General features: G+C 47.7%; 15 protein-coding genes. 7 read left to right on the forward strand and 8 right to left on the reverse strand.

What is annotated here, in order from left to right; translation table 11 throughout:
- Window positions 1-38: 38 nt before the first annotated feature.
- From ACVA58_RS15285 to ACVA58_RS15310, 6 genes are all read right to left on the reverse strand, one after another.
- Complete coding sequence (locus ACVA58_RS15285; RefSeq protein ID WP_446511283.1) at window positions 39-566, reverse strand: porin family protein; 528 nt, start codon at window positions 564-566, stop codon at window positions 39-41.
- A gap of 174 nt (window positions 567-740) precedes the next feature.
- Window positions 741-1,301, reverse strand: a complete 561-nt coding sequence (locus ACVA58_RS15290; RefSeq protein ID WP_446511284.1) for an outer membrane beta-barrel protein — start codon at window positions 1,299-1,301, stop codon at window positions 741-743.
- A gap of 141 nt (window positions 1,302-1,442) precedes the next feature.
- On the reverse strand, window positions 1,443-2,366 hold the full coding sequence (locus tag ACVA58_RS15295; protein ID WP_446511285.1) for a LysR family transcriptional regulator: 924 nt from the start codon (window positions 2,364-2,366) through the stop codon (window positions 1,443-1,445).
- Between the two features lie 108 nt (window positions 2,367-2,474).
- Window positions 2,475-3,278 carry a polyphosphate kinase 2 gene (gene ppk2, locus ACVA58_RS15300; RefSeq protein ID WP_446511286.1) on the reverse strand — a complete coding sequence of 268 codons (804 nt, stop codon included), beginning with the start codon at window positions 3,276-3,278 and terminating at the stop codon, window positions 2,475-2,477.
- 194 nt (window positions 3,279-3,472) lie between these two features.
- Complete coding sequence (locus ACVA58_RS15305; RefSeq protein ID WP_446511287.1) at window positions 3,473-4,219, reverse strand: copper homeostasis protein CutC; 747 nt, start codon at window positions 4,217-4,219, stop codon at window positions 3,473-3,475.
- Window positions 4,220-4,464: 245 nt separating this feature from the next.
- A complete protein-coding gene (locus ACVA58_RS15310; RefSeq protein WP_446511288.1) occupies window positions 4,465-5,073 on the reverse strand; it encodes a peroxiredoxin C in 609 nt (202 codons plus the stop codon).
- A gap of 131 nt (window positions 5,074-5,204) precedes the next feature.
- On the opposite strand from ACVA58_RS15310, the gene ACVA58_RS15315 reads away from it, so the two are divergent.
- From ACVA58_RS15315 to aceA, 3 genes are all read left to right on the forward strand, one after another.
- Window positions 5,205-6,101 carry a hydrogen peroxide-inducible genes activator gene (locus ACVA58_RS15315; RefSeq protein WP_446511289.1) on the forward strand — a complete coding sequence of 299 codons (897 nt, stop codon included), beginning with the start codon at window positions 5,205-5,207 and terminating at the stop codon, window positions 6,099-6,101.
- A 679-nt stretch (window positions 6,102-6,780) separates the two neighbouring features.
- The gene (gene aceB / locus ACVA58_RS15320) at window positions 6,781-8,379 is read left to right on the forward strand and encodes a malate synthase A (protein ID WP_446511290.1); all 1,599 of its coding nucleotides are present in this window, start codon (window positions 6,781-6,783) and stop codon (window positions 8,377-8,379) included.
- Between the two features lie 180 nt (window positions 8,380-8,559).
- On the forward strand, window positions 8,560-9,867 hold the full coding sequence (aceA, locus tag ACVA58_RS15325; RefSeq protein ID WP_446511291.1) for an isocitrate lyase: 1,308 nt from the start codon (window positions 8,560-8,562) through the stop codon (window positions 9,865-9,867).
- A gap of 104 nt (window positions 9,868-9,971) precedes the next feature.
- On the opposite strand, the gene ACVA58_RS15330 is transcribed toward aceA, so the two are convergent.
- Window positions 9,972-10,583 carry an acyl carrier protein phosphodiesterase gene (locus tag ACVA58_RS15330; RefSeq protein WP_446511292.1) on the reverse strand — a complete coding sequence of 204 codons (612 nt, stop codon included), beginning with the start codon at window positions 10,581-10,583 and terminating at the stop codon, window positions 9,972-9,974.
- Window positions 10,584-10,631: 48 nt separating this feature from the next.
- Window positions 10,632-11,090: a CBS domain-containing protein gene (locus ACVA58_RS15335; protein ID WP_255040624.1), complete on the reverse strand. Its 459-nt coding sequence runs from the start codon at window positions 11,088-11,090 to the stop codon at window positions 10,632-10,634.
- Window positions 11,091-11,319: 229 nt separating this feature from the next.
- On the opposite strand from ACVA58_RS15335, the gene ACVA58_RS15340 reads away from it, so the two are divergent.
- From ACVA58_RS15340 to yajC, 4 genes are all read left to right on the forward strand, one after another.
- Window positions 11,320-12,408 carry a S1 family serine peptidase gene (locus ACVA58_RS15340; RefSeq protein ID WP_446511293.1) on the forward strand — a complete coding sequence of 363 codons (1,089 nt, stop codon included), beginning with the start codon at window positions 11,320-11,322 and terminating at the stop codon, window positions 12,406-12,408.
- A gap of 102 nt (window positions 12,409-12,510) precedes the next feature.
- On the forward strand, window positions 12,511-13,563 hold the full coding sequence (queA, locus tag ACVA58_RS15345; protein ID WP_446511422.1) for a tRNA preQ1(34) S-adenosylmethionine ribosyltransferase-isomerase QueA: 1,053 nt from the start codon (window positions 12,511-12,513) through the stop codon (window positions 13,561-13,563).
- A 266-nt stretch (window positions 13,564-13,829) separates the two neighbouring features.
- Window positions 13,830-14,960 carry a tRNA guanosine(34) transglycosylase Tgt gene (gene tgt / locus ACVA58_RS15350; protein ID WP_446511294.1) on the forward strand — a complete coding sequence of 377 codons (1,131 nt, stop codon included), beginning with the start codon at window positions 13,830-13,832 and terminating at the stop codon, window positions 14,958-14,960.
- A 16-nt stretch (window positions 14,961-14,976) separates the two neighbouring features.
- Window positions 14,977-15,309 (forward strand): preprotein translocase subunit YajC, encoded by a 333-nt coding sequence (yajC, locus tag ACVA58_RS15355; protein WP_255040627.1) that lies wholly within the window; start codon window positions 14,977-14,979, stop codon window positions 15,307-15,309.
- The last annotated feature ends 2 nt before the right edge of the window (window positions 15,310-15,311 follow it).

The raw sequence follows: 15,311 nt of genomic DNA on the forward strand, positions 1-15,311 counted from the left end.
ACGGCGAGACGCCGTCAGGTTAATCTAGGAGGGGGAGTTTAGAAGTTGTAGTTGGCACCGATGTAGAAGGTATCGTAGTCTAGCTCAGAGGTCGATGTGCCACGGTAACCACCTTTGACTGTGACATTGTTATTAAAGTCGTATCCGGCTTCTAGCCCGTATGAAATGCCAGTATTCGTTTCGTCGAAGTTAACAACATCGATATTATCTTTTAGTTCTTCAGATACACGGTGAACACCTAGCTGCGCACCTGCGTAGAAGTTATCGTTGATGTAGTACTTAGGTTTAACATTGACGCCGAATGAGTGAGCTTTATATTTGATTGAATAACCTTGTTCGCTGAACTTTTCTTCACCCATGTTGCGGTATTCACCTTCAACACCAATCACAACCTGTGGTGAAATTTGGAAATTGTACCCTCCGACAAGGCCAAGTCCGGCATCTACAGATTCACCATCAATTTTGTTAGAACCAATGTCGGCACCAACATAAAAACCTTCTTTAGAGGCCAGAGCTGGCGCTGAAAGAATTGAAGCGATAGTCAGAGCAAAAAGGGTCTTTTTCATAATAGGTCTCTAAATTTTGTAATAAGTGTTGGTTCGCACAGATGAACGTTAGCTCTTCCAATGCGATAAATATTAAATTGAACACCGTACATTATCTAATTAGTTCGATTGATAAGGCTGATAAGCGATGCTTATTGCACGATGTTTTTATTGATAACTGAATGAGTGCAAGACTTAGTGGAACTTGTAGTTCACACCTATGTAAACGGTGCCGAATTCGGTGTCGTAGCCAAGAACATCGGCTCGTGCAGACTTGATGCCACCGCGGAAACTGACATTACGGTTCAGCTCATAACCTCCTTCGATACCAAAGGCAAAGCCATTGGCTGTCTCTTTGCCACCTAAGATGTCGTTGTCGATGGTGAGCTTCTCTTTGTAAGTGATACGGTGCATACCGATCATAACTGCGCCGTAAAAACTGTCGGTGAAGTAATACTTGGGCTTGATGTTAAGGCCATAGGAAGAGGCACTGACATCTGCACCGATGTTGATTCCTGACGTTCCATCAAAGGCACTGTCACTGCCCATATTGCGGTATTCACCTTCAATGCCGACAATAATTTTCGGTGATAGCTGAAAGTCATATCCGGCGACCAAACCAATATTGCTGTCTAGGTAGTAGGAACCGACGTAATTGGCACCAATGTCTGCACCGATATAAGCGCCTTGCTTGTTGGCAAAGGCTGACGACGAAAACAGGGCAACGAGCGATAGAGTGAGTAGTGTTTTTTTCATTATTTACCTGCTGCAAAGAATCTGACTTTGTGATGCCGGGCTTTCCTTGCCAGCGAGGTAAATACTAAATTTTGCTTTGTTATTTCGCTAATTACTAAATCTGAACACTGTTATTCATGGTGCTTATTGCAATGAGTTGGGCTATTGATGTTCATCGTGTAATTGCTTGATGAGTTCAAACAACCATTGGGTCAACGGGTCTTTATGTTTTGATTGGTGGTAGAAGCACACAGAGGCGAAATTGGCTACGGGAAAGTCAACATATGGCTCAATTTTTCGAAAGTCTGGATTATCATCGGTAATCATGATGTCCAGCGTCGGGAACAGTAAATCGGTTTGTTTCACTACTTGTAAAATCGTTTCCGGTGAAGTGGAACGAAAGCTAATATTTGCCTCTAAGTTATGGTAAGCAAAGTATTTCTCTACATCAGTTACCTGTTCATTGCGTTCCGGTACGATTAGGCAGGCAAAGCTTTCATCTTTTGCATCGGGTATGCTCATCATCGCTTCATTAAAAGGATGATCCCTACGTACAATGATCACCCCCTTATCACCAGGAATAGTTTGGCGATACAGCTCCTTGCTGGTGTTGTCTATATCATAGTTAAGGGCAATTTGTAGGTTACCATTTAGTAGATCTGGAAAGGTCGTTGCACTCCAGCTGATGATCTCAACCTGGCAATTTGGTGTTTGCTCTTGGATTAATAAATACAACTTGCTGCCAAACGCGTAGATATATTGGGGGGCCAAGGCTATCTTCAGTTTGCCTGTTAATTTTTGCGGGTCAAACTCTTGGTTGGTATTAACCGCTTTGAACAGCCCATCGAGAGCAGGTGAAAGCTCAAGGCATAACTGATCGGCATACGGAGTGGGTGTCAGACCTGTTCGGGTTTTGGTGAACAACTCATCATTGAAGTGCAAACGCAGCTTTTGCAGCGCATGACTAACTGCTGGTTGAGTAACGAACAACCGTTCTGAGGCCTTGCGTAAGTTCTGCTCTTGATAGATAACCAGCAGGGTTTTGAGTAGGTTTAAATCAAGATTGGCAGCTAGATCCTTGGCCATAATTTCATCATATCCTCAATACGTATTGTTCACACCAAACATACTACCTCACCCCAAATGAAAAACATCGTTTTATTGATGTTGAACATATTGAAATAGCTTTCAACGTCATTCATCCGAGAATCTATCGGGAACAAAGGTTTGGTTCTCTTCAGGTACACGAACATAGCCTTCTTTGTTGACTTCTGGCAATTTAATGTTTGGATAGTGGATATCTTGATAAGGGATCTGGCTCAAGAGGTGGGAGATACAATTGATTCTGGCTTTCTTTTTGGTATCGGCATCAACGACCCACCAAGGGCACTGCTTGGTATCGGTGTAAGCGAACATCCGATCTTTGGCGGCAGAGTAGGCGGCCCAGCGACTACGTGACTCCAAGTCCATTGGGCTAAATTTCCAGCGTTTTATAGGGGTATTGATGCGCTCAAGGAAACGCTTTTCTTGCTCCTCATCCGAGACCGAGAACCAATATTTGAGCAAGATAATACCGGATCGCTTGAGCATCCGCTCGAACTCGGGGCAGGATCGAAGAAATTCCTCGTATTCATCATCGGTGCAAAAACCCATCACGTGCTCGACACCGGCGCGGTTGTACCAACTGCGATCAAATAGCACCATTTCACCTTCTGCTGGAAGGTGCGCAACATAGCGTTGGAAGTACCACTGAGTTCGCTCTCTCTCGGTGGGGGTCGCCAGAGCGACAATACGGCTTATCCGTGGATTGAGCTTTTCAGTGATCCGCTTGATGACCCCGCCTTTCCCGGCGGCGTCCCGCCCCTCGAAGACCACAACGACTTTCAGCCCTTCTTGTTTGATCCATTCCTGGAGCTTGACCAATTCAATTTGCAGTCGCTCCAACTCGGCATCGTAATCGCTTTTTTTGAGTTTTTTCTTCGGCGGGGTATAAGGCATAGCGAGTCTCTACTTTGCTTCAATTTGATAACAAAAGAGTAACTCGGAAACTGGGGTTTGACGAATGGGATGGTGAATTGCTTGATGTAGATAGCACTATTCTACCAATCTAGATAAATACGAGATCAACGACTTATCCAGATTGATATGGGTCAATAGATAGCCTCGAAAGGCAAAAATAACCACGGTGACTTTTAAAGAGCAACTAATGCGCGAACCACGTCAGCGATTTTCTCAGGTGCTGTGACCGGGATAGCGAAATCATCGATCTCGGCATTGCCCATATGGGCTGAATCGGCATAGCTGCGCATCTGGGAAGGGCGGGTGGATTTACCCGATAAATGCACTTCTCTGACGCCGGCTTGCTGAACGATTTGCACGACATTGGTGGCATTGACACCAGCACCGGCCATAATCGCCACATGTTCACCACAGTGCGCTACCATTTTTCGCAGCATCGGGATACCGTCGAAGGCATTGGCTTTAAGCCCGGAGGTAAGTACGCGCTCGCAGTTATGCTTCATGATGAGATCCAAGGCAGCCATTGGATCTAGGCACTGGTCGATCGCACGATGGAAGGTCAGTCCCATTCCGTTAGCTAGACGACTGAGTTCGGCAAGGAAATCCTCATCAACGGTACTGTCGTTGTTAAGTGCACCGATCACCAGTCCGTCGAGTCCAGCCTGTTTTGCGGTATGGGCATCTGCCAGCATGATTTCTTTATCTTGGCTCGAGAACAAGAAGTCCCCTTGGCGTGGGCGGATCATGGCATAAACTGGCACTTTGGCGTGTTTGGCGGCAAGCTTCATTAACCCTGCATTGGGAGTGAGCCCGCCAAGCGCGAGTGAAGAGCAGAGTTCGATACGGGTGGCACCGCCTTGCTGGGCAAGGTGGAGTGATTCAATGTTGTCGATACAAACTTCAATATGGTTAACGGTCATGGCAACGACTGTACAAAGGATTGGGTGACAAGCAGTGTAGACGATATTGGGTTTTGAGACGATTAGTCAGATCAAAAATCGAATGGAAGGTGGAAGGTGGAAGGTGGGTAAAATGGCATAGCCCAGATGCAAAAAGGGCCCGGTGTGTCCGGGCCTCATTCTATTTTTGCCTATTGGCTGACTTTGGCTTTACGCTATTGCGTTTGTTGCCTGATTAACACCGTGAGCATGGTGTTAATTGCTAATTACTTAGCTAGGTCTGCAGTGTGCTCTGATAGGTAGTCAGCAACACCTTTTGGCGATGCGTCCATACCGGCTTTGCCTTCTTCCCACTGTGCTGGGCAAACTTCACCGTTTTTCTGGTGGAAGTTTAGCGCATCAACCATACGTAGCATTTCGTCGATGTTACGGCCTAGTGGTAGGTCGTTAACTACTTGGTGACGTACAAGGCCGTCTTCGTCGATTAGGAAAGAACCACGGAAAGCAACGCCTGCTTCTGGGTGCTCAACGTCGTAAGCTTTACAGATTTCGTGCTTAACGTCAGCGATTAGTGGGTACTTAACTTGACCGATACCACCGTTCTCAACAGCAGTGTTACGCCATGCGTTGTGAGAGAACTGAGAATCGATAGAAACACCGATTACTTCAACGCCTTTCGCTTGGAAATCTTCAAAGCGCTTGTCAAAAGCGATTAGTTCTGATGGGCAAACAAAAGTGAAATCTAGTGGGTAAAAGAAAACTACTGCTTTTTTACCTTTAGTGAACTCTGCGAAGTTGAAGCTATCAACAATTTCGCCGTTACCTAGAACAGCTGCAGCAGTAAAATCTGGTGCTTGACGACCTACTAGTACCATTTTGGTGCTCCTAAAATATTCGGTTTGTCGCCGACCTTTCGGTTGGCTCCTTGTTTGGACGAGACAAACTATAACGAAACTGTTAGATTGGAAAAAGCGGAATAAATAGATTGATGTAATCGAAAAATACGATGAATAAGTTTCCCTCTCTAAAACAATTGCACTATTTAGTGACTTTATTTGAAACTCGACATTTTGGTGAAGCGGCTAAGCGTTGCTTTGTCAGTCAGTCGACCTTGAGCTCAGGGGTGCAGAACCTTGAGGAGCTGATAGGTTGTCAGCTGATTGAAAGAGACAATAAGTCTTTGGTCTTTACTTCGACTGGCGAAGATGTTGTCGCCCGCAGTAGGGAGCTGCTAGCCAGAAGCCAAGATTTGATGGAGCTGTCAAATTGTACGGGAGATGGCATGGAAGGCCAGTTGCGGGTGGGGTGTATCCCGACAATCGCTCCTTTCCTGCTCTGTGATTTGGTACAGGAAGTGAATCGCTTGCACCCTAATCTCAACTTATTATTACGCGAAGATACTACGACCAACTTGCTGGCAGCACTGCGTAATGGCGAGATGGATGTTCTGATCTTAGCTTTGCCGGTAGAGATTAAAGGCATGCATAGCCAAGTAGTTGGTCGTGATGCGTTCAAGATGGTGATTAGCCGTAACCAGGCGGAGCAAGTCACCACGCCATTGCGCTATGCTGATTTACCTGATGAGTCAGTCTTCTTGCTCGAAAAAGAGCACTGTCTGACCGATCATGCAGTTTCGGCCTGTAAACTGACTACGAAAGAGAAGATCAACCCGTTTACAGCAACTAGCTTACACACGTTAGTGCAAATGGTTGCCAATGGCTTGGGAACGACTTTTATCCCGCAGATGGCTATTGATCATGGTTTGCTGCATAACCAAAATTTGGTTGTGGTTGAGCCTCCCGGTCAGGAGGCGTACCGCGAAATTGGTTTGGTGTGGCGGCCGACCTCCAGCCGTACCCGCACCTTCCATCAACTTGCTGATATTGTCGAAGAATTACTGTAAGCACTTCATTCTGTCATCATTTTTAGTATAGAGCCGCAAATTTTGCGGCTTCTTTGTCTTATTTCCTTTCTGTAAATTAAGTGCTTGGATAAAACCACCTATCTCAGCACAAAATGCTAATTCCCCATTCCTTGTTGGTATTTTCCAACTATCCAATCTGATGAAACTGCCTTTAATTTGTAGGTTTATTATGTTTCGCTCTAAAAATAAATGAAACCTGTTGATTAAGGGACTATGCTTCCTGTGTATAAAAAATAGACATAATGACGTATTTAACGATTATTTTTTAAGCACATAACGGCTTTTGGAGAAAACATGTATGTTTGAAACGCAGATCGGTACAAGTGTTTGAATTGTTGTTTTATGTAATCTAATTACGTAAGTGGTTACGAAATGGCGGGAATTAAGATTTGGTAATGAAAACCGAGTTTTTGCCTGAAATTTGTTTCAATTCAGTGTTTTGAGTTATTGCTCTACTTTTTGTAAGTTGTTGTTTTTAATGGTTGTGAGTGGGTTATTACTAGCGGGCTTAAATTGTCATGTCTTGCAATTGGGCGTATGTTACGGCAACGTAAATAGGGCGTTAAGGTCAAGTTTGTTTGCGTGTAGACGAAAGCGTACTTGGTTTGGGTGGTGATTAAGTTACATTCGTAAGGGAGCGTGAGGAATGGAAAACGATATGTCTACTAACCATGAAGTGAAGCTATCGCTACAGACACCGTTATCGGCAGAGCAGGCTGACATCCTCAATGATGAAGCCTTAGCTTTCTTGGAAGGGCTAGTACAGCGCTTTGCTGGCAGGGTTCCTGAGCTACTGGCAACGCGAGAACATCGTCAGCTTGCGATTGATGCAGGTAGCCTGCCAGACTTCCTGCCTGACACCGCTGAAATCCGAAACAGCGAGTGGACCGTTCAAAATATCCCGCAGGACTTACAGGATCGCCGTGTTGAGATCACTGGCCCTGTCGAGCGCAAGATGGTGATCAATGCGCTCAACGCTGATGTCAAAGTATTCATGGCCGATTTTGAAGATTCCTTCGCACCGGCTTGGGGTGAGGTGCTCGCCGGGCAGCAGAACCTCAAAGATGCCGTTAACGGCACGATTTCCTACACCAATCCCGAGTCAGGCAAGCAATATCAACTTAACGATGACCCTGCGGTGCTGATCTGCCGGGTGCGCGGTTTGCATTTACCTGAAAAACACCTGCTTTGGCAGGGGGAGCCCATTCCAGGCTGCCTGCTCGACTTTGCTTTGTATTTCTACCATAACTACCAGAAATTGCTGGAGAAAGGCAGTGGCCCTTATTTCTACATTCCTAAGCTACAGGCTTATCAGGAAGCAGCATGGTGGAGTGAGGTATTCAGCTACACCGAAGATAACTTTGAATTACCCAGGGGGACGATTAAAGCCACCGTTCTGATTGAGACTCTGCCAGCAGTATTTGAGATGGAAGAAATCCTCTACAGCCTTAAAGAACATATTGTGGGGCTTAACTGTGGTCGCTGGGATTATATATTCAGTTATATCAAGACATTACGTAATCATCCCGATCGCATTTTACCGGATCGCCAAGTCGTGACGATGGAAAAACCTTTCCTCAATGCCTATTCACGGCTGCTGGTCAGAACCTGCCACCGCCGCGGGGCATTTGCGATGGGGGGGATGGCCGCCTTTATCCCATCCAAAGATCCTGAGCGCAATGAATGGGTACTCAACAAAATCCAAACTGATAAGTCATTGGAAGCCAACAATGGCCATGATGGGACTTGGGTTGCCCACCCAGGGCTTGCTGGCACCGCCAGAGCGGTATTTGACGAGGTGCTGGGAGCACGGACTAACCAACTAGACATCTCACGTAGCGACGATGCTCCTATCACCGCCGACATGCTGCTTGAGCCATGCCAAGGAAGCAGAACCGAAGAAGGTATGCGTCATAACATTCGTGTCGCCGTGCAATATATCGAGTCATGGATTTCTGGAAATGGCTGCGTGCCTATTTATGGCCTGATGGAAGATGCGGCGACCGCAGAAATCTCACGCGCTTCGATCTGGCAATGGATCAAGCACGGTAAATCGCTAAGTAATGGCAGTGTGGTAACCAAGGCGCTGTTTGAACAAATGCTGAAAGAAGAGATGCAAGTGCTTGAGCAAGAATTGGGTAGTGAGCATTTCCAACAGGGAAGGTACAACGAGGCTGCGGTATTGATGTCACAGCTGACCACCAGTGATGAGCTGGTTAACTTCCTGACCTTGCCGGGCTATGAATATCTGCCATAGCGGCGGATAGGTAGCCCCCAAAGAATTAGTAAGACCTATTAACAACATCTAGCAACATCAGAAAGCCAATAATGAGAAAAGGCCCGTGACAGTTCAGGCTTATCGGGCCAATAAAAAGTCAGTTACGCCAATAACAAAATGTGATGCGGATTATCGCCAAATGAAACGAGGGACATCATTATGACATTGACTCGCCAGCAACAAATTGAAGCATTGGAAAAGGATTGGGCGGAAAACCCACGTTGGAAGCATGTTAAGCGTACCTATACCGCTGAAGAGGTCATTAACCTACGTGGCTCTTTTGCCCCGGCTAATACCATCGCGCAGCGTGGTGCCGACAAACTGTGGGATCTGGTCAACGGTGACGCGAAAAAAGGGTACGTTAACTGTTTGGGCGCGCTGACCGGTGGTCAAGCTGTACAGCAGGCAAAAGCGGGTATCGAAGCGATTTACCTCTCAGGTTGGCAGGTTGCTGCCGATAATAATACGGCTTCAAGCATGTACCCTGATCAGTCACTGTATCCGGTGGATTCTGTACCGGCAGTGGTTAAGCGTATCAACAACTCATTCCGCCGTGCGGATCAAATCCAATGGTCAACCGGTAGTTCGCCAGAAGAAGGTATTGATTACTTCCTACCAATTGTCGCGGATGCTGAGGCTGGCTTCGGTGGTGTACTGAATGCCTATGAGCTAATGCGCAATATGATTGATGCTGGGGCGGCAGGTGTACACTTCGAAGATCAGCTCGCGTCTGTGAAGAAGTGTGGTCATATGGGCGGTAAAGTACTCGTACCGACTCAGGAAGCGGTACAGAAATTGGTTGCGGCACGTCTGGCTGCGGATGTATCAGGTACTACCACCTTAGTCATTGCCCGTACTGATGCCAATGCGGCTGACTTGCTGACCTCAGACTGCGATCCATACGATAAAGACTTTATTATCGGTGAGCGCTCCCAAGAAGGCTTCTACCGCGTGCGTGCCGGTATTGATCAGGCGATTGCCCGTGGCCTTGCCTATGCACCCTATGCTGATTTGATTTGGTGTGAAACGGCAACCCCTTGCTTGGAAGAGGCACGTAAGTTTGCCGAGGCTATCCATGCCCAATACCCAGACCAGCTGTTGGCCTACAACTGCTCGCCGTCTTTCAATTGGGAGAAGAACCTGGATGCAGAAACCATTGCCAAGTTCCAGCAGGAGCTATCGGACATGGGCTATAAGTACCAGTTCATCACCCTAGCGGGGATCCATAACATGTGGTTCAACATGTTCGAACTGGCACACTCGTATGCTCAGGGTGAAGGTATGCGTCATTATGTTGAGAAGGTTCAGCGTCCAGAGTTTGAAGCGGCAGATAAAGGCTATACCTTTGTCGCTCACCAGCAGGAAGTGGGCACTGGCTACTTTGATAAGATGACTAATACCATCCAAGGTGGCAATTCATCTGTTACGGCCTTGACCGGCTCGACAGAAGAAGAGCAGTTTAAATAACCGATACACCTAACCTCCTAGCAATTGTTACAAACCTAATTTGATTTTTGAGCGCCTAGACGGCGCTCTTTTTTTATCCATACAGTTTGGTTTTACAACACAATTTAGCTTTTGGGCGGACTCGTGGGCTGCTTGCTGTTAGGCTGAAAACCCCGTGCGGCTAGCTCCACTTGCGGGTAGATTGAAAAGAACTGGTGCTCAAGCTGGTTGTAGTGCGTCATTAATACCGCAGGGGTAAGGGCGAGCTGGTGGAGTTTGGGTCGACGGCTGGCCATCCGGGTTAAGGAGGTTTCCAATGACTCGGGGTGCTGGTATTGCAGTAGCCAGTTTTGCTGCCACATTCGGCTCATGGTAAGGAGATAGTTCTCTGGCATATTGTACTGATATTGCTCGACTACTGCTCTGGCTTCTCGAACAAATTCAGGCAGTGTCTGGGGGTGGAATTGTTGCCAGTGACGGGCCAGAAAGTGGTCCCAGACCATATCGAGGGCAATACCGCTGACCCGACGGGTGTCCGATCCAAACAGTTGTCGGCATTGGCGTACCTCCGGCATAGCATCGATATAGCTATCGACGAAGCGGTGAAGCTTGATGCCATCGGCGATGTCTTGGTCGAACTGCCGATAGGGATCGCCCCTGACAAAATCGGCTAATAAATTACCCGCAAGGTGACTATTGCATTGCTGGGCAAGGTGGAGATGGGCCAGAAAGTTCATGCGCGGTTAGATGTTGCTGGGCTTTCTGGCACAGTGCTTGGATGATGTTCAATAGGTGGATGCAGAGTCGCTTTCAATCGGTTCGACCTCTTCTTGCAGCTCCAGTAAATTGATGGCGATGGAGACAAAGTCGGTATCAGTGATGATCCCTACTAGTTTATTGTGGTCGACAATGGGTAAACAGCCAATCTGGTGTTTCTGCATGTAAAGCGCAGCTTCTTTCAGCCCAGCCGTCGGTTCGACGCTCCTCAGGTTACGGTGCATGGTTTGCTCTAGGGGGATGTCCAGAGCTGAGATAAAGGTGCTTTTAGAGATCTGTTCAAGACTCGACTCCTGTGCCGACAAGATATCTCGCTGACTAACCAAGCCAATAAGGTGGTTGTCTTTGTCGGTAATAGGAACATGATGGATATGATGTTTTGCCATTATCCGCTTGGCATCGGCCAGAGTGTGGGATGCGGTCAAGGTATGGGGGCAGGGCGTCATCATGTCGGAAACGGTAAACATAAAGCCTCCTCAATAACGGTAAATTATTTGTTGTTATTGCCCGCATTGCAGGCTTCATAACTTCCTTTTTTTTGCTTTCTCTATGAATGTAGCCAATCCTGGCTGCACGACCTATGACACCCGTCAAAGAACTTGCAAGTTATTTCCCTGTTTCTCATTTGTTTCTCATAAGTTAAAAAAGAGATTGTGTCGTATACTCAATAAAATGATGCTGTAGAGGAATGAGTTGATGCGTAAGCTGCTGTTTATTTTGCTGTCTTGGGCGATGGTGTTTCCATTCTATGTACACGGCGATGACCCCGTTCCACAAGCCAAAATCATTGGTGGAATTGAGTCGGGAGCGAATGAAATCCCTTGGCAGGCTTACCTTAATATGACCTTCGGCGAAGGATCGGACGAAAGGACATTTATCTGCGGTGGTGTTGTCATCAGTGCCGATGTGGTATTGACCGCCGCCCACTGTATGCGTAACGGTAGCGAGACGGTCAAGCCCGAGAATGTTCGGGTCTGGGCAGGTATCACCAGTATATTCAGTGCGGGCTCGCTAAACTCTGTGTCAGTGAGTGAAATCGTACTCCATCCCAACTACAACTCATCCCGGTTTGCCAACGATATTGCTATCCTCAAATTGTCCAGCACCCTGCCGGACGACGCTTTGCCAATCCGTCTTGCATCTACTGAGCAACAGCAACGTGCTGATCAGGCGTTTGCCAATGGTTGGGTAACAGACAGTGATCGCCAGCCCAATTTGTTGGTATCCGGTTGGGGGAGTACCGATGCCAGTGACTCTAGCTCTGGGGCAACTCGGCTTCAGCAAACCTTGCTTTCAGGGGTACCGGACAATATCTGTAACTCCATGTGGGGGAGCAATATTAACAGTAGCGAATCTGAGATTTTTCTCTGTGCAGGTTCGGTATCGCCTACGCTCGGCAGAGACAGTTGTTTTGGTGATTCGGGAGGCCCCTTGGTGTGGCAGGATCCGCTTGCCGCTGGAGATAGCGACTTTGGTTTGCGCTTAGTTGGGCTGGTCAGCTTTGGAGAAGGATGTGCCGGGCGATTGCCGGGTGTCTATTCGGAAGTGGCAGGTCAAACGACCTGGCTGGAGGGAGAAATAGGCCAGGGCTTCCTCAATCAGGTGACACCGGAGTTTGCCGTTGATCCCTTCCTCGCTAATTACGATGGGGCGGGTGATGCCGTCGAAGGCTCTCAGTCGGTCGCCAGCGGCGGAAATAGCAGTAGCGGTGGCGGCACGATAGGTACCGGTAGCTTGGTATTGCTGAGTATGGTTATTGGGCTACGCCGACGTGTCGTGGTTTAGCCGTTGCGTCGATTCCAACCCCACCCGGTCAAGGTGATCTTTGCTTGATATTGCAGTGTGGCAGCCTATACTAGCTGCCTGCTGTAATTTAGGGCCCTAATGATGCAAGTTTCCGATTTTGACTTTGACTTACCTGATGAGCTGATTGCTCGTTATCCACAACCTCAGCGTACTGCTAGCCGCTTGTTACAGTTGACCGGTAATACTGGTGAGCTGGCGCACAAAGGCTTTAAGGATGTACTGGATCTGGTAGAGCCGGGTGATTTGTTAGTATTCAACAATACTCGAGTGATCCCAGCCCGCCTGTTTGGGCGAAAGGCCTCTGGCGGTAAGATGGAAGTCTTGGTTGAGCGTATGTTGGATGACAAGAGCATTCTTGCCCACGTGCGTGCGTCAAAATCACCAAAACCGGGTAATGAATTGTTCCTTGGCGAGAATGATGAGTATCAGGCTGAAATGGTTGCCCGCCATGACGCATTGTTCGAAATTCGCTTCAATAGTGACAAAACGGTGTTGGAAATCCTAGAAGAAGTAGGCCACATGCCGCTTCCTCCTTATATTGACCGCCCTGATGAAGATTCAGATAAAGAACGCTATCAAACTGTTTACAACGCCAAGCCGGGTGCTGTCGCAGCCCCAACGGCTGGTCTGCATTTTGACGATGAGTTGATGGCGGATCTCAGGGCAAAAGGGGTGAACTTTGCCTTTGTTACCCTGCATGTTGGCGCGGGCACCTTCCAGCCGGTGCGTGTTGACAATATCAACGACCACCACATGCATGCCGAGTATGTTGAAGTACCTGAAGACGTTGTTGCCGCGATTAACGCAACCAAGGCCAACGGTAAGCGCGTCATCGCGGTCGGTACGACATCAGTGCGCTCCCTGGAAAGTGCCGCTCAGGACGCTATCAAGCAAGGTACTGAGCTGAAGCCATTTTTCGGCGATACCGAAATCTTCATCTACCCAGGTTATGAATACCAATTGATTGATGTGCTGATCACCAACTTCCATTTGCCGGAGTCCACCTTGATCATGCTGGTAAGTGCCTTTGCGGGTTACGAGAATACCATGAACGCATACAAGCAAGCTGTTGATAATAAATACCGTTTCTTCAGCTATGGCGACTCGATGTTTATTACCCACAAAACTGCGTAATCGCACTTTTCATTGACGAAGTCAGTGTCACTTAAGGCTGCATTTGATAAAATGCAGCCTTTATACGTTTCATCTCTCGGCGAAAAGCCCAGACGATGACATATTCTTCCACTAGGCTTTAGGGCGGAGTGGATCACCTGCTGTTTTATGGCGGGTATATTTAGGTAGGGCTGGCGTGTTTGCCGGGTACTGCCATTGTTGTGTCCCTGACCTTAGCGGGATGGGGGCGTTTATGTCAGATTGTTTCTCTGGCTGTTGGAGGCTTTGTGAAATTTGAATTAGATAAAACCCTAGGACGTGCCCGTCGTGGTCGTTTGCAGTTTGAGCGTGGAACGGTAGAAACACCGGCCTTCATGCCTGTAGGTACTTACGGTACCGTTAAGGGTATGACCCCGGAAGAAGTGGAAGAAACCGGCGCGCAAATTCTGCTGGGTAATACCTTCCACCTTTGGCTGCGTCCTGGCCAAGAAGTCATGAAAATGCACGGTGATCTGCACGACTTTATGCAGTGGCAGGGACCGATCCTGACTGACTCAGGCGGTTTCCAGGTATTCAGCTTGGGTGATATCCGTAAAATTACCGAAGAAGGTGTTCACTTCCGTAACCCAGTAAACGGTGACAAGATTTTCATGGACGCAGAAAAGTCGATGGAAATCCAACAAGACCTAGGTTCTGACGTAGTTATGATCTTCGATGAGTGTACGCCATACCCGGCGACACACGACGAAGCGAAGAAGTCGATGGAGATGTCTCTGCGCTGGGCACAGCGTAGCCGTAACCACTTTGACAAACTTGGTAACAAAAATTCACTGTTTGGTATTGTCCAAGGTGGTGTATACGAAGACTTGCGCGATGTTTCCGTAGAAGGTCTGACTAACATTGGCTTTGACGGTTATGCGGTAGGTGGTCTTGCTGTCGGTGAGCCGAAGGAAGATATGCACCGTGTGCTTGAGCACACTTGTCCGCAACTGCCTGAAGACAAGCCGCGTTACCTAATGGGTGTGGGTAAACCAGAAGACTTGGTTGAAGGTGTTCGCCGTGGTATCGACATGTTCGACTGCGTGATGCCGACTCGAAATGCCCGAAACGGTCACCTGTTTGTGACCGGAGGTGTGATCAAGATCCGTAATGCGAAACATAAAACGGATACAACCCCTCTCGATCCACACTGTGACTGTTACACTTGTCGCAAGTATTCGAAGGCGTATCTGTACCACTTGGATAAATGTAATGAAATCCTGGGTGCGCGTCTTAACACAATCCACAACTTGCGTTACTACCAGCGTTTGATGGAAAGTATCCGCAGTGCGATTGAAGAAGATCGTTTCGATGTGTTTGTAGAAGAGTTCTATGCACGTCGTAACCGTGAAGTTCCACCATTAAATGACAACAAATAATCGAGGACGTTAGTAAATGAGTCTGATCTCTCAAGCACACGCAGCAGCTGAAGGTGCACCACAGGGCGGCGGTATGCAGCTATTCATCATGCTTGGCCTTTTTGCCGTAATCTTCTACTTCATGATTTACCGCCCACAGGCGAAACGTGTTAAAGAGCACAAAACCCTAATGTCTTCTATGGGCAAAGGTGATGAAGTCCTTACCAGCGGTGGCCTTGTTGGCAAAATCGCCAAGGTTTCTGAAGAAAACGACTACATTGTTATCGGTCTGAACGACACTACCGAAGTGACTATCAAAAAAGACTTCGTTACTGCCGTTCTGCCAAAAGGCACAATGAAGTCTCTGTAAAA

Source organism: Photobacterium sp. DNB22_13_2 (assembly GCF_052873915.1).